This is a genomic window from Kitasatospora sp. NPDC040550, from assembly GCF_055594965.1.
In genome coordinates this window covers 55,935-74,510 of record NZ_JBVIWC010000033.1, presented here as the reverse complement: position 1 = coordinate 74,510, position 18,576 = coordinate 55,935, and the positions used below count along the sequence as shown (strand labels likewise).

At 74.5% G+C, this 18,576-nt stretch carries 14 protein-coding genes; 8 read left to right on the top strand and 6 right to left on the bottom strand.

All coding sequences use genetic code 11. From position 1 onward, the window contains the following. Positions 1-65 precede the first annotated feature (65 nt). Positions 66-1,586, top strand: coding sequence for a glycerol kinase GlpK (gene glpK / locus ACZ58X_RS35020; RefSeq protein ID WP_470337606.1), 1,521 nt, complete (start codon positions 66-68; stop codon positions 1,584-1,586). 174 nt (positions 1,587-1,760) lie between these two features. Next, a complete protein-coding gene (locus ACZ58X_RS35015) occupies positions 1,761-3,356 on the top strand; it encodes a glycerol-3-phosphate dehydrogenase/oxidase (protein WP_470337605.1) in 1,596 nt (531 codons plus the stop codon). Positions 3,357-3,611: 255 nt separating this feature from the next. Here ACZ58X_RS35015 and ACZ58X_RS35010 read toward each other — a convergent pair whose 3' ends face one another. Next, positions 3,612-5,018 (bottom strand): GntT/GntP/DsdX family permease, encoded by a 1,407-nt coding sequence (locus ACZ58X_RS35010; protein ID WP_470337604.1) that lies wholly within the window; start codon positions 5,016-5,018, stop codon positions 3,612-3,614. Then, entirely contained in the window at positions 5,015-5,569 is a 555-nt protein-coding gene (locus tag ACZ58X_RS35005; protein ID WP_470337603.1) for a gluconokinase, read from the bottom strand. Before ACZ58X_RS35005 ends, ACZ58X_RS35010 begins: the two co-directional genes overlap by 4 nt. Before the next feature lie 149 nt (positions 5,570-5,718). Between ACZ58X_RS35005 and ACZ58X_RS35000 the strand changes: the two genes are divergently transcribed. Together ACZ58X_RS35000 and ACZ58X_RS34995 are read left to right on the top strand one after the other, a co-directional pair. Continuing rightward, positions 5,719-6,414 (top strand): FadR/GntR family transcriptional regulator, encoded by a 696-nt coding sequence (locus tag ACZ58X_RS35000; protein ID WP_470337602.1) that lies wholly within the window; start codon positions 5,719-5,721, stop codon positions 6,412-6,414. A 160-nt stretch (positions 6,415-6,574) separates the two neighbouring features. After that, positions 6,575-7,021 (top strand): hypothetical protein, encoded by a 447-nt coding sequence (locus tag ACZ58X_RS34995; RefSeq protein ID WP_470337601.1) that lies wholly within the window; start codon positions 6,575-6,577, stop codon positions 7,019-7,021. Between the two features lie 22 nt (positions 7,022-7,043). Here the strand turns inward: ACZ58X_RS34995 and ACZ58X_RS34990 are convergent, their stop codons facing one another. The 4 genes from ACZ58X_RS34990 to ACZ58X_RS34975 all read right to left on the bottom strand — a co-directional run bounded on the left by ACZ58X_RS34990 (position 7,044) and on the right by ACZ58X_RS34975 (position 14,866). Then, on the bottom strand, positions 7,044-7,802 hold the full coding sequence (locus ACZ58X_RS34990) for a phosphodiesterase (protein ID WP_470337600.1): 759 nt from the start codon (positions 7,800-7,802) through the stop codon (positions 7,044-7,046). 19 nt (positions 7,803-7,821) lie between these two features. Further along, positions 7,822-12,387 carry a hypothetical protein gene (locus ACZ58X_RS34985; RefSeq protein WP_470337599.1) on the bottom strand — a complete coding sequence of 1,522 codons (4,566 nt, stop codon included), beginning with the start codon at positions 12,385-12,387 and terminating at the stop codon, positions 7,822-7,824. 42 nt (positions 12,388-12,429) lie between these two features. Continuing rightward, on the bottom strand, positions 12,430-13,305 hold the full coding sequence (locus ACZ58X_RS34980) for a hypothetical protein (protein ID WP_470337598.1): 876 nt from the start codon (positions 13,303-13,305) through the stop codon (positions 12,430-12,432). 76 nt (positions 13,306-13,381) lie between these two features. Next, positions 13,382-14,866: a hypothetical protein gene (locus ACZ58X_RS34975; RefSeq protein ID WP_470337616.1), complete on the bottom strand. Its 1,485-nt coding sequence runs from the start codon at positions 14,864-14,866 to the stop codon at positions 13,382-13,384. A 245-nt stretch (positions 14,867-15,111) separates the two neighbouring features. Here ACZ58X_RS34975 and ACZ58X_RS34970 point away from each other — a divergent pair, with 245 nt between their 5' ends. From ACZ58X_RS34970 to pxpB, 4 genes are all read left to right on the top strand, one after another. Further along, on the top strand, positions 15,112-16,149 hold the full coding sequence (locus ACZ58X_RS34970; protein WP_470337597.1) for an IPT/TIG domain-containing protein: 1,038 nt from the start codon (positions 15,112-15,114) through the stop codon (positions 16,147-16,149). Positions 16,150-16,391: 242 nt separating this feature from the next. Beyond that, complete coding sequence (locus tag ACZ58X_RS34965) at positions 16,392-16,916, top strand: hypothetical protein (RefSeq protein WP_470337596.1); 525 nt, start codon at positions 16,392-16,394, stop codon at positions 16,914-16,916. 143 nt (positions 16,917-17,059) lie between these two features. Then, on the top strand, positions 17,060-17,836 hold the full coding sequence (locus tag ACZ58X_RS34960; protein WP_470337595.1) for a LamB/YcsF family protein: 777 nt from the start codon (positions 17,060-17,062) through the stop codon (positions 17,834-17,836). A 68-nt stretch (positions 17,837-17,904) separates the two neighbouring features. After that, positions 17,905-18,516 carry a 5-oxoprolinase subunit PxpB gene (gene pxpB, locus ACZ58X_RS34955; RefSeq protein ID WP_470337615.1) on the top strand — a complete coding sequence of 204 codons (612 nt, stop codon included), beginning with the start codon at positions 17,905-17,907 and terminating at the stop codon, positions 18,514-18,516. The last annotated feature ends 60 nt before the right edge of the window (positions 18,517-18,576 follow it).

Here is an 18,576-nt window from a genome sequence, read left to right as displayed (position 1 = left end):
TAACGAACGTCCGTGTCAGGCCCACCCACCCCGTAACCCCCGAACTTGAGCCGAGGACCCTCCACATGACCTCCACTGGCAACTACATCGCCGCGATCGACCAGGGCACCACCTCCAGCCGCTGCATCATCTTCGGCGCCGACGGCCGGATCGTCGCCGTCGACCAGCAGGAGCACCGGCAGATCTTCCCCCAGCCCGGCTACGTCGAGCACGACGCCGCCGAGATCTGGACCCGGGTGCAGTCGGTCGTCCGCGGCGCGCTGGAGAAGGCCGGCCTGACCAAGGACGACATCCGCGCGATCGGCATCACCAACCAGCGCGAGACCACCGTCCTGTGGGACAAGAACACCGGCGAGCCGGTGCACAACGCGCTGGTGTGGCAGGACACCCGCACCGAGGGCCTCTGCCGCGAGCTGGGCCGCAACGTCGGCCAGGACCGCTTCCGCCGCGAGACCGGCCTCCCGCTGGCCAGCTACTTCGCCGGCCCGAAGATCCGCTGGCTGCTGGACAACGTCGAGGGCCTGCGCGAGCGCGCCGAGGCCGGCGACATCCTGTTCGGCACCATGGACACCTGGGTGATCTGGAACCTCACCGGTGGTGTCGACGGCGGCAAGCACGTCACCGACGTCACCAACGCCAGCCGCACCATGCTGATGAACCTCAAGACCCTCGCCTGGGACGAGAGCATCGCCGAGTCGATGGGCGTGCCGATGGCCGTCCTCCCGGAGATCCGCTCCTCCGCCGAGGTCTACGGCGAGGCCGTCGGCGACCTGGCCGGCGTCCCGGTCGCCTCCGCGCTCGGCGACCAGCAGGCCGCGCTGTTCGGCCAGACCTGCTTCAACGAGGGCGAGGCCAAGTCGACCTACGGCACCGGCACCTTCCTGCTGCTGAACACCGGCGAGAAGATCGTCAACTCGTACCACGGCCTGCTGACCACGGTCGGCTACCGGATCGGCGACCAGGCCCCGGTCTACGCGCTGGAGGGCTCGATCGCCGTCACCGGCTCGCTCGTCCAGTGGCTGCGCGACCAGCTCGGCATCATCTCCACCGCCGCCGAGATCGAGACCCTCGCCAGCACCGTCGAGGACAACGGCGGCGCCTACTTCGTCCCGGCCTTCTCCGGCCTGTTCGCCCCGTACTGGCGCTCCGACGCCCGCGGTGTGATCGCCGGTCTGACCCGGTACGTCACCAAGGGCCACCTGGCCCGGGCCGTCCTGGAGGCCACCGCCTGGCAGACCCGCGAGGTCGTCGACGCCATGCAGAAGGACTCCGGGGTCGAGCTCACCGCCCTCAAGGTCGACGGCGGCATGACCAGCAACAACCTGCTCATGCAGAACATCGCCGACGTCCTGGACGCCCCGGTCGAGCGCCCGTACGTGGCCGAGACCACCGCCCTCGGCGCCGCCTACGCGGCCGGTCTCGCCGTCGGCTTCTGGAACGACCTCGACACCCTGCGGGCCAACTGGCACCGCGCCGCCGAGTGGACCCCGCGCATGGACGAGGACACCCGGGAGCGCGAGTACAAGAAGTGGCTCAAGGCCGTGGAGCGCACCATGGGCTGGGTGGAGGAGGAAGAGACCAACTGACCGACCCGCCGGTCGGGGCCCCGTGCCCCGGCCGGCCGCCCGCTGTTCCGGCACCGGGCGCAACCGTGTTTCACCGGCCCGCCGCACCGGGCCGACCGGCCTCTCCAGCAGGGGCCGCACCGCACCCGAGAGGAGTAACGGCGCAGCCGGAACAGCGCGCCGTACACAACCACCATGGCAACCATCCCGACCCTGGGCGCCGAGCGCACCGCCGGCCGCACCGCTTCCCGCGCCGAGACCCGTGAGCTGCTCGGCAAGGCCACCTACGACCTGCTGGTGATCGGGGGCGGCATCCTCGGCACGGCCGTCGCCTGGACCGCGTCCCAGGCCGGCCTGAAGGTCGCCATGGTCGACGCCGGCGACTTCGCCGGCGCCACCTCCAGCGCCTCCTCCAAGCTCGTCCACGGCGGTCTGCGCTACCTGCAGACCGGCGCGGTCAAGCTGGTCGCCGAGAACCACAAGGAGCGCCGCGCGCTCTCCACCGACGTGGCCCCGCACCTGGTCAACCCGCTGACCTTCTTCGTGCCGGTCTACAAGGGCGGCCCGCACGGCGCCGCCAAGCTCGGCGCCGGCGTGTTCCTGTACTCGGCGCTGTCCGCCTTCCGCGACGGCATGGGCCGGGTCTCCACCGCCGCGCACGCCGCCCAGCAGGTGCCCGCGCTGCGCACCGAGGGCCTGCGCTCGGTGGCCGTGTACGGCGACCACCAGATGAACGACTCGCGCGTCGCGGTGATGACCGTGCGCGCCGCCGTCGACGCCGGCGCCGTGGTGCTCAACCACGCCGAGGTCACCGGCCTGCGCTTCACCGGCGGCCGGGTCACCGGCGCCGAGCTGCGCGACCGCCTGGACGGCAGCGAGTTCGGCGTGAACGCCCGCCTGGTGCTCAACGCCACCGGCCCGTGGGTCGACCACCTGCGCACCATGGAGGACGCCGGCGCCGCGCCGTCGATCCGCCTCTCCAAGGGCGCCCACGTCGTCGTCAAGCGCCGCTCGCCGTGGCGCGCCGCGCTGACCATCCCGATCGACAAGTACCGCGTCTCCTTCGCCATCCCGTGGGAGGACCACGTCCTCCTCGGCACCACCGACGAGGAGTACACCGGCGACCCGAAGGACGTCCGGGCCACCGACGCGGACATCGACCAGATCATGGGCGAGGCCGCGCACGCGATCCGCGACGAGCACCTCGACCGCGACCTGATCACCTACTCCTTCGCCGGCCTGCGCGTGCTGCCCGGCGGCCCGGGTGACACCGCCGCCGCCAAGCGCGAGACCGTCGTCACCGAGGGCCGCGGCGGCATGCTGTCGGTCTCCGGCGGCAAGTGGACCACCTACCGGCACATCGGCCGCGCGGTGCTGGAGAAGCTGGCCCACGTGCCCGGCACCGGCCTCGCCGAGGACATGTCCCCGATCGCCCCGACCGTCCCGCTGCCGGGCGTCGGCGCGCCGAACGCCGTCGCGCACCGCCTGCTGATCGACCGCGAGCCGGGCTCGCGGATGGAGCCGCTGGTCGCCAAGCACCTGGCCAGCCACTACGGCACCCTGTCCTTCGACATCGCCCGCATGATCGACGAGAACCCGGAGCTCGGCCGTCCGATCCACGAGGACGGCCCGGACGTCTGGGCGCAGGTCGCCTACGCGGCCGAGAACGAGTGGGCGTACACCGCGGACGACGTGCTGCGCCGCCGCACCACCATGACGGTGCGCGGGCTGGACACCCCGGAGATCCGGGACGAGGTCGAGGCCTTCCTCGCGAAGCGTGGGAACAAGTAGGCACAGCCTCGCGAAGCGCGGGAACAAGTAAGTAAGCAACTGCTTTGCAGTGGGCGGGCGTTCGGGGTCCCCGGACGCCCGCCGACTTTTCCACACCACGGCGCCCGCCTTGACCACGTGCCGGAGGCCGCAGGGCGCGGTCGATCGCGCGCGGGTGGCGGGCGTGCACGGTGGACGTAGCGGTGGTGGCGACGCCGCAGGGGCGGCGCCCGTACGGTACGGGTGCCGCCCCTGCGGACGAAGGTGCGCCGGGCGCTAGACGATCAGGCTCAGCGGCATGATCAGGGCGATCGCGACCACCGAGATCACCGTCTCCATCACCGACCAGGACTTGAGCGTCTGCCCGACGCTCATCCCGAAGTACTCCTTCACCAGCCAGAAGCCGGCGTCGTTGACGTGCGACAGGAACAGCGAGCCGGCTCCGATCGCGAGCACCAGCAGGGCCGCGTGGGTCGAGGACATGTTCGCGGCGAGCGGGGACACGATGCCGGCCGCGGTGATGGTGGCGACCGTCGCCGAGCCGGTGGCCAGGCGGATCAGTACGGCGATCAGCCAGCCCAGCAGCAGCGCGGAGATGTGCCACTTGCCGGACCACTCGCTCACCGCGTTGCCCACGCCCACGTCGATCAGGGTCTGCTTGAAGCCGCCGCCGGCGCCGACGATGAACACGATGCCGGCGATCGGGCCGAGCGACTTGCCGACGGTGTCGGAGATCCGGGCCTTGTCGAAGCCGGCCGCCCTGCCGAGGGTCAGCATGGCGAGCAGGGTCGCGGCGAGCAGGGCGATCAGCGGGGAGCCGATGAAGTCGAAGACCCGCTGGCCGACCGCCTTCGGGTCGTCGATCACCACGTCGGCCAGGGCCTTGCCGAGCATCAGCACGACGGGCAGCAGGATGGTCGCCATCACCGCGCCGAACGACGGGGTGCGCTCGCCCTTGGCGGTCTCCTCGGGGGCCGTGGCGGCCGGGATCTCCAGCGGGCCCACCCAGCGCTCGGCGACCCGGGCGAACAGCGGGCCGGCGATGATCAGGGTCGGGACGGCGATCAGCAGGCCGAGCGCCAGCGTGATGCCGAGGTCGGCCTTGAGCGCGTCGACGGCGACCAGCGGGCCCGGGTGCGGGGGCACCAGGCCGTGCAGCACCGACAGGCCGGCCAGGGCCGGGATGCCGACCCGCATCAGCGGCACGTTGCCGCGGCGGGCGACCAGCAGCACGATCGGGATCAGCAGGACGACGCCGACCTCGAAGAACAGCGGCAGGCCGAGCACGGCGGCGATCAGCGCCATCGCCCAGGGCAGCGCCTTGTTGCCGGTCCGGGACAGCACGGTGTCCGCGATGATGTTGGCGCCGCCCGAGTCCGCGAGCAGCTTGCCGAGCATCGCGCCCAGGCCGATCAGCAGGCCGACGCTGGCCACGGTGGATCCGAAGCCCGTGGAGAAGCTGCTCAGCAGCTTGTCGAAGGGGGCGCCCGCGACGGCGGCCAGCAGGCCGGAGCCGAGTGTGAGGGCGAGAAACGGGTGCAGCTTGAGCTTGGTGATCAGCAGGACGATCGCGCCGATGCTGAGCAGCACCGCGATCAGCAGCTGGGAGTCGCTGCCGGTGTGCGGCAGGGCCGGTGGGGCGGCCGCCAGGAGGGTCGGAGCGAGGGTGGGGGCAATACTCACGCGAGGTCTCCATTGACGGGCCGCAGCAGCGCCACGGCCATCTCGACGAGTTCTTCGGGGGACGGGCCCACGTCCAGGACGGCGCCGCGCTCGTCCGCACCCAGGGGCTCCAGGGTGGCGTACTGGGATCCGAGCAGCGACGACGGCATGAAGTGGCCGGTGCGGTGGGAGAGCCGGTCCTCGACCAGCTCGTGACCGCCGCTGAGGTGCAGGAAGAAGGCGTCCGGGGCGGCCGCGCGCAGGATGTCGCGGTAGCCGTGCTTCAACGCCGAGCAGGTGACCACGCCGCCGGCACCGGACTCGGTGCGCTCCTTGAGCCAGGCGCCGATGGCGCGCAGCCAGGGTTCCCGGTCCTGGTCGTCGAGCGGGGTGCCGGCGGACATCTTGGCGATGTTGGCCGGCGGGTGGAACTCGTCCGCCTCGGCGAAGGGGAGATCGAGGCGGTCGGCCAGGAGACGGGCCAGGGTGGTCTTGCCGACACCGGAGACGCCCATCACCACGACGGTGAGGGGGGTGCCCGGGAGGGCGCGGTTCTCGACGTTGAGAGCCATCGGTGGTGCTCCTTCGTTGCAGGCCGCCACTATCGCTTCAAAGATATGACGTATTCAAGTACCGGAAACCAAATCGTCATACTTTTGGGGTGTGGGGTAGGTCGCAGGGCGATGCGCACCGCACGGGGGCGGCCGACTACCCTGGGCGGATGGAGATCCAGGGGCTGCCCGGCCGGGTGCTTGCCGAGCTCGGGCCGGCGATCGCGTCCGGGGAGATCCCCGAGGGCGCGGTGCTGCGCGGGGAGGACCTGGAGGAGCGGTTCGGGGTGTCCCGGACGGTCGTCCGGGAGGCGGTGCGCGTCCTCGAGGGGATGCGCCTGGTGGCGTCCCGGCGGCGGGTCGGGATCACCGTCCAGCCGAAGTCGCTCTGGGACGTCTTCGACCCCATGGTGATCCGCTGGCGACTGGCCGGCGCCGACCGGCCCGCCCAGCTGCGCTCGCTCGGCTCCCTGCGGGTGGCCGTCGAACCGGCCGCGGCCGCGCTCGCCGCGAGCCACGCCAGCGACGACGACCGGCGCGAACTCAGCTCGCTGGCGGTGGAGTTGACGGTCGCCGCCCGGGAGGCCGACCTCACCACCTTCCTCGGGTACGACATCGCCTTCCACGCCCTCGTCCTGCGCGCCTCCGGGAACGAGATGTTCGCCCACCTCGGCGACACCGTCGGGGCGGTGCTCACCGGCCGGACCGAGTACCATCTGATGCCCCATCAGCCCGAGCCGTACGCGATCAGGCTGCACCGGGAGGTCGCCGACGCGATCTGCGGCGGCGACGCCGCGCACGCCGAGCGGGCGATGCGGACGATCGTCACCGGTGCTCTGGAGGAGCTCGACCAGCAGTTGGGGTGAGCTCCCGCCGCCGCCTGCCCGGATGGCACGGTTTGACGGCAGTTCGGTGGATTCGGACGCATGGTCCGGGTTCGGCGGGGGCAGAGTGAGGTGAAGGGGGCGCAATTCGTGTGCGCCCGTTCCCCGTTCCAGCACCGGATCCGCGCCTGGGGGTCGCCCGATGTCCGCGCCACGCCGTCGCCGCCGCCTGCCCGACGAGGTGCGCTCCGCCGCAGTCCGGGCGGTGCTCTGCCTCTCCTTCACGCTGGTGGGCGTGGTCGTCGCGACCCTGGCCTCGTACGCGGGCAGTTGGCTGATGACACCCGCGCTGATGGCGATGGGGCTGGGGGTGTTCGGCACGATGTGGTGCCTGCTGGAGATCCTGATCTCCCGCCAGGTCGCCGCCCAGCGGATGCGCGGGCCGAACTCCGCGCACCCGATGGCGGGCAGCCGGGTCGCCCCCGAGCCGCTGGCGCCCCGCCCGTTCCCCCGGCCGGGCGGCGCGCCGCAGCAGTCCTACCGGTCGCCGCAGCCGTCGCAGGCCGCGCACCCGCCGCAGCAGGCCGGGCGGCCCGGCCCACCGCCGTACCGGGGGTCCCAGCCGCCGCCGCAGCTGCCGACCGGGTGACCGGGCGACCGCCGGCGGGCCGTCAGACGACGATCCGGTAGTGGGTGGTGAGCCGGCCGTCGTCGTCCAGGACGTGGAAGGCGAGCATCGGCGGGTGGTCGAAGGTGATGCCGCTCCCGCCCTCGCAGGGCAGCGTGGTGGTGGAGACCACCCCGGGGGCGACCAGTACCGGCAGTCCCGCGAAGGTGGACGCGGCGGGCGTGTGGGAGTGGCCGCAGAGCAGCGCGGTCACCCGGGGGTGCCGGCGCAGCACCTCCGCCAGCCGGGCCTCGCCGAACTGGCGGATCCGGTCGACGCTCGGGATGTACAGCTCGACCGGCGGGTGGTGGAAGGCCACCAGGGCCGGCGACTCCTCGCGGCCGGAGGCGAGTTGGGCCTCCAGCCAGTCGAGGGTGGCGTCCGCCAGCAGGCCGTCGTGCTGCCCGGGTATCGAGGAGTCGAGCATCAGCACGTCGACGCCGGGCAGCCGGTGCAGCCGGTTGACCGGGTCCGTCGACGGCGCCTCGCCGAGCAGCACCTCCCGGTACGGCTCCCGGACGTCGTGGTTGCCGGGGCAGGTGAGCACCGGGTACCGGGACTCCAGCACCTCGGCGACCTGGCGGTACTCCTCGGGCGAGCCGTGGTCGGCGAGGTCGCCGGTGACCAGGACCGCGTCCAGCGGGCCGGGCAGGGCGTCGAGGTACGCCATCACCTGCTCGGCCCGCCGCCGGGCGCGCTCGCCGCCGTCCCGACGGTGGACCTGGCCGAGGTGGATGTCACTGAGGTGCGCGATCGTCAGCATGGCGATCACGCTAACCAGTTCACGGCTGGACGGGAACCTCCGCCGGGCGCTTGAACATCCGGGTGGCGGTGATCTCGCCGTGGATGGTCGGGCCGTCCGGGTCCTGCGGGGCGGGCAGGCCCGGGCGCAGGTGCTCCTCCACCGAGATGTACTTGAGGCCGGCCCGCAGGTCGGCGTCGTTGCGAAGCCGGATCACCAACGGGAACTCGGCGAGCGCCGTGGTGTCGAACAGGCCGGTGGTGTAGATCAGCTGGACGCCGAGCGCGTCCGCCACCGCGCGCTGGAGCTCCAGCAGGTAGGTGGCGTTGGCGCGGCCGATCGGGTTGTCGAGGAACAGCGTGCCGGCGTGCCGCAGTTGGGACTGGCCGCGGTCGTTGGCGCGCAGCGCGGCCATCGTGCAGTAGAGCGCGATGGCGGCGGTGAGCAGCTGGCCGCCGGAGAAGACGTCGGACATCTGGCCGACGCTCACCCGCTCGGCGCGCAGCACCGCGTCGGGCTTGAGGATCTCGACGCTGACGCCCTTCGGGCCGATCGCGGCGGCGACGCCGCGCAGCAGCAGGGACATGCCGTCGCGGCGCAGGTCGCTGTTCTTCCGGACGGCGGCGCGGGTGGCCTCGTCGATGACCTCGCCGAGGCGCTCCACCAGGGTGGCGTGGTCCGGGTCCTCGAAGCGGATCCGCAGGAACTCCTGGCCGGACCACTCCCCCAGCCCCTCGGGCAGCCGGGACAGCCGCTGGGCGGCCCGCAGGGTGGTGAGCGAGGACTCGACCAGTCCGCGCAGCCGGTCGACGATCGAGCCGCGGTTGCGCTCCAGCTGGGTGAGCTCGTCGGTGAGCACCCGCAGCCGGGGGGCGAAGGCGGCGGCCCAGGCGGCCGCGTGCTCGGGCAGCGCGGCGGCGGGCAGTTCGCGGATCTGCTGGCGGGCGGGGGTGCGGACGGCCTCGTAGCGGGCCGCGTTGGCGTGCCGGACCAGCGCGTCGGAGGCGTCCCGGACGGCGAGTTCGGCGGAGGACAGCTCGCCGACGGCCGTACGCAGGGCGCGGCGGGCGTCGGTGGAGGCGTTGCGGGCCTCGGGCAGCGAGCCGAGGTAGGGCTCGACCGACTGGCCGTCCTCCTCCTGCTGCTCGCGCAGGCCGTCGCGCAGCTGGCCGGCCAGCTCGTCGAAGTCGGCGGCGGCGGACTGGGCGGCGTCGAAGGTGCGCTGGAGGTCGGCGTGCGCGGTGCGGGCGGTGTCGACGGCCTCGCGGCACTCGGCGAGCCGGCTGGTGGCCGTGCGCAGCAGGACCTGGGCGTGCTCGGGGTCGGTGGGGACGAGGTCCTCGGGCAGCTCGGTGTGCGCCTCGCCGTCGGCGGGGGCGGAGCGCTCGGCCTCGCCGCGCAGCCGGCCGAGCTGTTCGCTGGCGGCGGCGGAGCGGGCCTCGATGGTGGCGACCAGTTCCTCGGCCCGGGCGGCGGCGGCCTGGCGGGCGGGGCCGTCGGCGCCGTCGGGGCTGCCGAGGAGTTCCTCGGCGCGGGTGCGGACCTTGTTGGTGAGGCGGTCGAGCTCGGCCGCGGCGGCGGCCTCGTCGCCCTCGGCACGGGCCTGCTCGGCGCGCAGGTCGGCGCCGACGCCGACCTTCTCGTACAGCTGGGCGGCGGCCCGGTAGGCCTCGCGCAGGGCGGGCAGCGCGGCGGGGGCGGTCTGCTCGGCGGGCTCGTCGGCCTGCTCGGCGGCGGGGATCTCGGCGCGTTCGGCGCGCAGCGCGCGCACGGTGCGGCGGGCGTCGTCGGCGGCGCGCTGGGCGGCGCGGCGGTCCTCGTCGCAGGTGCGGGCGCGTTCGGCGCAGACGGCCTGGCGGCGGTCGCACTCGGCGGCGTCCTCGGCGAGTTCGCGCTGGCGGCGGGCCCAGTTGGCGCGCTCGCGCAGCCGGAAGGCGAGGCCGGAGAGGGCGTCGGCGCGGCGGCGGGCGCGCTGGGCGGTCTCGCGGTGCTCCTCGTGGGCGGAGGCGGCGGCCGCGTGGTCGGTCTCGGCCTCGTCGTGGTCGGCGCGCAGGGTGGCCAGGGCGGCGGCGGCCTGCTCGGCGTGCTCGCGGGCGGCCTCGGCGGCGGCGGCGAGTTCGGCGAGGGTGCCGGGCGGGCAGCTGGCGTGCCAGGAGGCGAGCCGGGCGGCGAGGGCGCGGTCGGCGCCGAGCCGGCCGGCGAGTTCGCGGATGTGCTCCTCGCGGGCGGCGGCGCGGGCGCGCAGTTCGCGGCGCTCGCCGTCGGCGGCGGACTCGTCGTGCATGGCCGGGTTCGGCGGCACCAGGAAGAAGGCGGGTTCGTCGGTGATCGGGGCGATCAGCGAGGCGGCGGCGCCGACGGCGACGGTGGAGCGCGGCAGCAGGGCGGCGGCCTGGAGGGCCTCGCGGGCGCGCTCCAGCGAGGCCGGGTCGGTGACGACCACGCCGTCCACCAGTTCGGGGCGGGCGGCGAGGATCGCCTCGTGGTCGGTGGGGTCGACGGACTGGGCGAGGTAGCGCCAGCCGGGCAGGGCGGGGATGCCGTGCTCGGCGAGGTACTCGACGGTGGCCAGCACGTCGGGGCCGGGCGGCAGCAGGCCGCCGTCGCCGAGGGCGGCGAGGATGCGGGAGTCGTCGGCGGCGGCGGTGCGCAGGTCGAACAGGGTGCGTTCGGCGGTGGCGATGGCCTCGTCGAGGAGTTCGCGCAGGTACTCGGCGTTGCGGTCGAGCACGGCGGGGGTGAGGAAACCGGCGTCCTCCTCGGCGCCGTCCTGGTACGGGGTGAGGGAGAGCAGGTCGGCGAGGCGCTGCTCGGTGGCGAGCAGGGCGGCGGTGCGCTGCTCGGCGGCCAGCGCCCGGGCCGCGTCCTTGCGGGCGTCGCCGGCCCGTTCGGCGGCGAGTTCGGCGCGGGAGGTGGCGGCGGCGGCCTCGCGCAGCCGGGTGGCGCAGGACTCCGTGACGGTCCGGGCCTGGGCGAGGGCCGCGGCGGCGGCCTGTTCCACGTCGGCGGCGTGCAGGGCGGCGCGGGCCGGGTCCACGTCGCCGTCGGAGTCGATGAAGCCGGCCTCGACGGCGGCCTCGGTCTCCTGCTCGACCTCGGCGAGGCGCTGGCGCAGGTGCTCGGCCTCGCTGCGGGCCTTCTGGGCGGCGGTGGCGGCCTCGGTGGCGTCGGACTGGGCCTTGCCGCCGTCCTCCTGGAGCTCGCTCGCGCGCTGCTCCTCGGTGTCGGCGCGGGTCTCGGCGGCCGCGGCGGCGGCTTCCAGGGCGCGGGCGAGCGCGCCGGCGGCGCGGGCGCGGGCGGCGAGCGCCGGGGCGGCGTCCAGTTCGGCCTCGCGGATGGCGACGGCGACCCGGGCGACCCGGTCGGCGGCGGCGCGCTGGCGCAGCACGGCCTCGGCGGCCTGCCAGGCGGAGTGCAGGGTGCGGGCGTCGATGAGTTCGCGGCGCAGGGTGGCGGCCTCGGCGGTGGCCGCGGCGAGGCTCAGGGTGGCGTGCCGGTGGGTGAGTTCGTCGGCGATCAGGCTGTGCCGGGTGCGGTCGGACTCGGCGGCGGTGACGGCGCTGACGGCGGCGGCGACCTCGATGGCGAGGTCCTGGGCGCGGTCGCGTTCGGCGGCGGCGCGGGAGGTGAGGGCGTGGGCGAGGCGGCGGGCGCGGCGTTCGGCGGTGCGGTGCGCCTCGCGGACGGTCTCGCGGGCGCCGGTGGCCTCGACGATGCGTTCCAGCAGGTCGAGCGAGCCGGCGGTGAAGTCGCGTTCGGCGGTGAGTTCGGAGCGCAGGCCGAGCTTGGCGGCGAAGCCGTGGACGAGGTCGGCCAGGCCGTCGGTGTCCCGGGTGTCGGTGACGGCGCGCAGCAGGAGGTCGGTGAAGTCCTTGTCCTGCTTGACCGCGAAGAGGCCGGCCGCCTCGCCCTCGTCGGCGTTCATCTCGCGCTGGTAGCGGAAGAGTTCGGGGTCGAGGCCGAGTTCGCCGAGGTGTTCGGTCCAGCGGTCGTGGCCGTCCTCGAAGACCAGGTCGAGGTGGGGGTGGGCCTTGCCGGCCTCGGTGAGGGCGTCGCGGAAGCCCTTCATGGTGCGGCGGCGGCCGCGGGCCTTCTGGTCGCCGGCCAGGCTGACCCGTTCGGCGACGGGGAGCGAGTCGAGGGTGAGGCCGGGGCCGGGGCGGAAGGAGTACCAGGTCTCGGCGAACTTGCGCGGATCGGAGGAGACCTGGCGGCCGCGCCACTCGCTGACCTTGCCGACCACGATCAGTTCGCCGGTGACGGTGTGCTGCCACTCCAGGGCGACGTGGCCGCAGTCGTCGGCGAGCAGGAACTTGCGCAGCACGCCGGAGCTGGCGCCGCCGAGGGTGTTGCGGTGGCCGGGGAGCATCACCGAGAAGATCAGCTTGAGCAGGACGGACTTGCCGCCGCCGTTCTCCAGGAAGAGCACGCCGGCCGGGGCGGGGCGGCGGACCGGGCCGTCGGTGTCCTCGCCGAACAGGCCGATCTGCTGCGGGGCCGGGTCGGCGACGGGCTCGCCGACGCCGCGCAGGTCGAGCACCGTGTCGGCGTAGCGGGCGCCGGCCGGTCCGATCGAGTAGAGGCGGACCCGGTTGAGCTCGTACATGTGCGGCGGTTCTCCGTGCGTCTTATGGGGTTGTCAGAGCGATCAGAGCGAGTGGAACGGCAGGCCGGCGTCGGCGACCAGCTCGTCGCCGGTGTCCGGCGGCAGCAGGCTGGCGGTGCCGTCCGAGACCGGGACGATGCCGAGGTCGAGCAGTTCGGCCATCGCGGCGCTGCCGGCCAGGTCGCGGACCTGGAGCTGGTAGCGGGCGGTGGTGCGGTAGGTGCCGCCGGAGTCGTCGGAGACCTTCTGCAGGAAGCCGGAGTCGACCAGGAACATCACCGCCTTGGCCACGATGCCGATGGTGGAGCCGGAGAGCCGGCGGGCGTCCTTGGTGGCGCCGGTGGCGGTGCGCCGGGCCCAGACCCGCCAGGCGGCCTCCAGGCCGGGGGCGTCGCTGGCCGGGTCGGTGTTGGCGCCCTCGGCGTCGGCCTGCTCCTCCAGGCGGCGGCAGGCCTGGCGGACGAAGGAGTCGACGCCGTTGACGGTGATCCGGCCGAGGTAGCCGTCGTCGGCGAGGTCCTCGGGGCGGGGGAAGGCCATCGCGGCGACGGCGAGGTGGGCCAGCCCGTGCAGGAAGCGGTCGGTGGACTCGGAGGCGGCGCGGCGGGAGTAGTCGCCCATCCGGACGGCGAACAGCGACTCCTCGGCGGCGGCGACGGCCATGCCGGCCCGCGGCGAGACCTCCAGGACGACCAGGCCCATGCCGGTGGCGACGGCGTCGGCGAGGCGGGCGAACGGCGGGTCCTCGCGGTGGCGGCGGACGAGTTCGGCGTACTCGGCGTCGCGGGCGGGGAGCAGCTTGGCCTGGAGGCCGAAGGAGACCAGCCGGGCGGCGTCGGCGACGTCGGCCGGGGTGATCGGCGCGGGGGCCGCGGGTTCGGTCTCGGCCGCCCAGGACGTGTCGTGGTGGGTCGTCACGGGCGGTGCTCCTCGGGGGTGGCGCGGTGGTGGTGGGTCGTCAACGTGGTGCCTGGGGGTGTCGCGGCCGGGCCGGTCAGCCGGCGTCCTTGCGGTCGGCGGCCATGCCGACCGCGTCGAGCAGGGCGCTGCCGACGATCAGGTCGGCGCCGCCGAACTCCCGGTCGCGCAGCGGGGTGCCGTCGTCCACGGCGAACAGCAACCGCTCCTCGCCCTGGCGGTAGGCGGTGCCGACCGGCGGGCTGGCCGCGTGCACGGCCAGCAGGGCGACCAGGTAGGGGAGTTCCGGGTCCTGCTTGCGGGCGTCGGCGAGCAGGCCGGAGAGCCGGCGGGGGGCGTCCGGGGGCAGGTCGAGCAGTTCCTGGGCGGCTTCCAGCTGGGCCTCGGAGAAGCGGCTGTCGTCCGGGGTGGCGACGAGGTCCGGGTCGGGCAGTTCGGCGCCGAGGTGCTCGCGCTCGACCGGCGGGGTGAGCAGCAGGTCGACCAGGTCGGCTACCCGGACCGAGACGGGCGTGCGGAGCCCGGCGCCGCGGGCGAAGAAGGCGCCGGTGGGCCGGACGGCCTGCTCCACCGGCAGCCGCAGCACGGGGGCGAGCAGCTGGCCGTACAGGTCGATGCCGCTGCGGGCGCCGGGCGTGGCGAAGGCCTGCCGGTCCTGCTCGGCGCGGAACAGCGGCCCGGCCTCCAGCAGCCGGGTCTGGAGCTGGGTGTGGCGGCGGATGCAGTCCTTGACGATGTCGACGAGCTCGGCGGCGCGGCGCTTGTGCTCCTGGTCCTCGGCCTCGTCGCGGGCCTTGCGGATGTTGGTGAGAATCGCGTTCTCGTGCCGGTAGCGGTCGGCGATGTGGTCCAGCGCCTCGTCGATGAGGTCCGGGACGGCCTGCATCCAGTCGACCGCGCGGACGTTGCGGCGGGTGGCGTCGAGGGCGCGGCGCAGCGTCTCGGCGTACTGGACGGTGCGGTAGCGGGCCTGTTCGGCGGCGAGCTGGGCGTCGGCCAGGCGGCCGCGCCGGATCAGCACCTCCAGCTTGACCTCGGCGGCGATCTGGGCCGAGGTGACGTCGGTGTCGAGCGCGCCGACCAGGACGTTGACCGCCTCGTCGGTGGTGCGCAGGTAGACGCCGCCGTCGGGGCCGGGGACCTCCTCGATCAGCTTGAAGTCGTAGTCCCGGCGGACGTACTCGCCGTCGGCGCCGAAGGTGCCGTAGACGGCGCGGAAGCCGCGGTCCACGCTGCCGACGTTGATCAGCGACTCCAGCACCCAGCGGGCGACCCGCTCGTGCTCGGGGGCGGGCCGGCGCGGGGCCTGGGCGGCGACCCGGGGCAGCATCCGGGCGAGCACTATCTCGCGGTCGGCCCCGGTGTCGAAGTCCATGTGCAGGGTGACCAGGTCGATCGCGGCGAGGCCGACCTCGGCCATCGCGTAGCCGCCGTACTCGCCGGCCAGGTTGACCTTGCGGCTGTCCAGGTCGTGCAGCGGGGCGGTGCAGGCCAGCGCCTTGAGCCGGCGGGCCAGGCCCTCGTCGGCGGCGGGGCCGGGCGCGGGCCGCGGTGCGGGCACGGCGGCGCCGGCGGCCGGGCGGAGGCCAGGCTCGGTGGGCGGGTCAGCGATGACGGTCACGGTGGACAAGATTAGAGGTTCGCACCGACATCGACCGAAACGGACCTTGTGGACGGGCGGAGCGGCAGCTGGGGAGCGGCGCACGGGGCCGAATCGGAACGGGGTTTCGACGGGATTCCGCCATTCTCGAACGAACATGCGAGAAAACCGTGAGGCCAGCGCGATGGTTCGGTGATGATCGACCCATGATCACCCGACTGGCGAAAGCCGGCCTCGCCGCCGCGCTGTCCGTGACCACCCTCGTCACCGGCGCCGCCGCCGCCACGGCCGCGCCGACCGATACGACCGGCCCCTCGACGCAGCACGTGACGGTCTCACTGAACGGCTACCTGCCGCGCACCGCCCCGCCCGGACCGGGCCAGTTCTCGGTCGGCTGGACCTCGGCCGGCACGGCCGACCTGACCGGGCCGACCCACATCACGCTCGACCTGCCGCAGGGCCTCACCACCGACGGCGCGATGTTCTACTCCACGCCGTACGACTACACCTTCACCGAGACCGTCTCGCCGGACGGCCGCCACCTGGACGCCGTCCTGGTGGGGTCCCGACGGGTCGGGTTCTCCGAGTTCATGAAGCTCAAGGTGTACGGCGACCCGAGCAAGGCGTCCGGCCAGCTGGTCGCCACCATCGGCAACCCGAACGACACCGACCCGACCGGCCACGTCGCGATCGTGACGCTGGACGGCAGCACCCCTGCGCCGGTCGTCCCGAACGCGCCGTCCGTGACCGGCCTGGACACCGCCACCGGCCCGGGCGCCGGCGGCACCGCGGTCACCGTCAGCGGCAGCAGCCTGGCCCACGGCATGGTGCTGGTCGGCGGCGTCCCGGCGCCGGGCAGCTGCACCGACACCGCCTGCACGGTGACCACCCCCGGCGGATCCGGCAGCGCCCCGGTCAGCGTGGTCACCCCGGGCGGCACGGCCGCGGCCCCGGTGACCTTCGACTACACCGGTGCCGCCCCGCCGGCGCCGCCCGCACCGACGGTCACGTACCTCGGCCCGGCCGCCGGACCGGCGGCCGGCGGCACCTCGGTCTCCATCGCGGGCCGCAACCTGGCGTACGGCGCGGTCCGGTTCGGCGGGGTGCCCGCCAACCGCGTCTCCTGCGGTCCGCAGTACTGCACGGCCTACGCGCCGCCGGCCGGCGCGCCCGGGCCGGTGGACGTCACGGTCACCACGGCGGGCGGCACCAGCACGCCGATGACGTTCACGTACACGGCGTAGCCACTCCCCCTCCCGGTGCCCGGGTGCCGCTTCGGCGCCCGGGCACCGGTGCGTCCGGGGGGCGGTCACCGGTACGTCCGGGGGCGGGTCGCCGGGCCCTCGGCCGGGGTCGCGAGGGACCGGGAGGGTCATGTTGAACACGTTCAAATCAAGGGTCTAGAGTCAGCCGTACGCAGACGGGACAAGGCCCGCCTGCACAACCGGCATGGGCGCGCGCCCGGCGCGCGCGGGAGGTGTGCGTGATGGACGGCGATCCTGCGGTCATCCTGCGGCGGGTCCGGCGCTGGCTCGGTCTCTTCCTGGTCTGCCTGGTGCTGAGCGGCCTGACCGCCTTCCCGCTGGAGACCGAGACCGGCTGGCTGGTCGACCTCGCCACCGGCCCGGCCGCCCCGCTGGCCGACCGCTTCCCGGGTGCCACCGCCTGGTTCGAGCGGGTGCACACCGGCCTCGTGGAGACCAACCGGAGCTACCCCTTCCTCGCGCACGGCAGCGACTGGCTGGCCTTCGCCCACCTGGTGATCGGCGCCGCCTTCTGGGGGCCGCTCAAGGACCCGGTCCGCAACATCTGGGTGATCCGCTGGGCGGTGCTCGCCTGCGGCGCGGTGATCCCGCTGGCACTGATCTGCGGACCGCTGCGCGGGATCCCGCTGGCGTGGCGATTCATCGACATGTCGTTCGGCGTCTTCGGTGTGGTTCCGCTGCTGATCGTGCTCCGCGCCCTGCGTCCGCTGGAACGTTCCTTCCAGCAGCGCCTTGCCGCGAACTGAGCCGACCGCCCCGGGGAGCCGCCCCGGGGCGCGTACGTGAAGGCTGCGCGCCGGTGGGCCCGTCGGCCGTCCGGGTGACGGACAACGGGCTTCACCGCCAGGCCCTACCATCTGGCTCAACAGCTGCTGGGAGGCGGACGGGCGTGGCCGATGCGGTGATCGATCTCAATGCGGACCTCGGCGAGGGGTTCGGACGCTGGACCCTGACCGACGACGAGGCCCTGCTCTCCGTGGTGACCAGCGCCAACGTCGCCTGCGGCTTCCACGCCGGGGACCCGTCCACGATGCGCCGGGTCTGCGCCCTGGCCGCCGAACGCGGCGTCCGGATCGGCGCCCAGGTCTCCTACCGCGACCTCGCGGGCTTCGGCCGCCGCGCCATGGACGTCCCGCCGGGGGAACTCGCCGACGAGATCGCCTACCAGATCGGCGCCCTCCAGGTCTTCGCCCGGGCCGCCGGCTCCCGGGTCTCCTACGTCAAACCGCACGGCGCGCTCTACAACCGGGTGGTCTCCGACTCCGAGCAGGCCGAGGCCGTGGTGGCCGGGGTGCTGCGGGCCGGCGCGGTCTGCGACGGGCCGCTGCCCGTCCTCGGACTGCCCGGCTCCCGGCTGCTCGCCGTCGCCGAGGGGGTCGGACTGCCGGTGGTCGCCGAGGCCTTCGCCGACCGCGCCTACACCTGGGCCGGCACCCTCGTCCCGCGCCGCGAACCCGACGCGGTGGTGCACGACCCCGAAACGGTCATCACCCGGGCCGTCGGGATCGCCCGGGACGGCGCGGTGGAGGCCGTCGGCGGCGACCGGATCGCCGTCGAGGCCCGCTCGCTGTGCGTCCACGGCGACACCCCCGGCGCCGCCCAGCTCGCGTGGCGGATCCGTGGGGCACTGGCCTCGGCCGGGGTGCGGGTCGAGGCGTTCACGTGACGGGCGAGGCCGGGGGGCCGCACGGCGGGGACCCGCTCGGCGGGGAACCACGCGGCGCGGGCCCGTCGGTGCGGCGGGTCGGCGAGCGGGCGCTGCTGGTCGAGCTCCCGGGAACGGCCGAGGTCGCCGCGCTGTACTGCTGGCTGCGCGACCGGCAGACCGGCGGGGAGCTCGGCGCGGTCGGCGAGATCGTGCCCGCCGCCCGCACCGTCCTGCTGGACGAGGTCGCGGACGTCACTTCGGTGACCGCGCTGCTGCGCACCGCCCGTCCGGCGGCGGCCACGACCGCGGGCGGGCCGCTGGTGGAGGTCCCGACCGTGTACGACGGCGCCGACCTCGCGGAGGTCGCGGCGCTCTGGGGCGTCTCCACCGAGGCGGCCGTACGGATCCACACCGAGCCCGAGTACGTGGTCGCCTTCTGCGGCTTCGCCCCCGGCTTCGGCTACCTCACCGGACTGCCCCCGCAGTACGGGGTGCCGCGCCGGGCCACCCCGCGCAGCACCGTCCCGGCCGGCTCGGTGGCGCTGGCCGGGACGTACACCGGCGTCTACCCGAGCCCGTCCCCCGGCGGCTGGCAGCTGATCGGGCGGACGGCGCTGGCGCTCTGGGCCCCGGCCCGGGAGCCAGCGGCCCTGCTGGCGCCCGGGGTGCGGGTCCGGTTCACGGCGGTACGGGCGTAGCGGCGGTACGGGCGTAGCGGCGGTACGGGCGTAGCGGCGGGCCGACCGGGCGGTGGCGGA

Bases quoted from the DNA above. Each gene is read 5' to 3' on its own strand.
- glpK (WP_470337606.1), top strand. From the start codon at position 66: ATGACCTCCACTGGCAACTACATCGCCGCGATCGACCAGGGCACCACC.
- ACZ58X_RS35015 (WP_470337605.1), top strand. From the start codon at position 1,761: ATGGCAACCATCCCGACCCTGGGCGCCGAGCGCACCGCCGGCCGCACC.
- ACZ58X_RS35005 (WP_470337603.1), bottom strand. From the start codon at position 5,569: ATGGCTCTCAACGTCGAGAACCGCGCCCTCCCGGGCACCCCCCTCACC.
- ACZ58X_RS35000 (WP_470337602.1), top strand. From the start codon at position 5,719: ATGGAGATCCAGGGGCTGCCCGGCCGGGTGCTTGCCGAGCTCGGGCCG.
- ACZ58X_RS34995 (WP_470337601.1), top strand. From the start codon at position 6,575: ATGTCCGCGCCACGCCGTCGCCGCCGCCTGCCCGACGAGGTGCGCTCC.
- ACZ58X_RS34990 (WP_470337600.1), bottom strand. From the start codon at position 7,802: ATGCTGACGATCGCGCACCTCAGTGACATCCACCTCGGCCAGGTCCAC.
- ACZ58X_RS34985 (WP_470337599.1), bottom strand. From the start codon at position 12,387: ATGTACGAGCTCAACCGGGTCCGCCTCTACTCGATCGGACCGGCCGGC.
- ACZ58X_RS34970 (WP_470337597.1), top strand. From the start codon at position 15,112: ATGATCACCCGACTGGCGAAAGCCGGCCTCGCCGCCGCGCTGTCCGTG.
- ACZ58X_RS34965 (WP_470337596.1), top strand. From the start codon at position 16,392: ATGGACGGCGATCCTGCGGTCATCCTGCGGCGGGTCCGGCGCTGGCTC.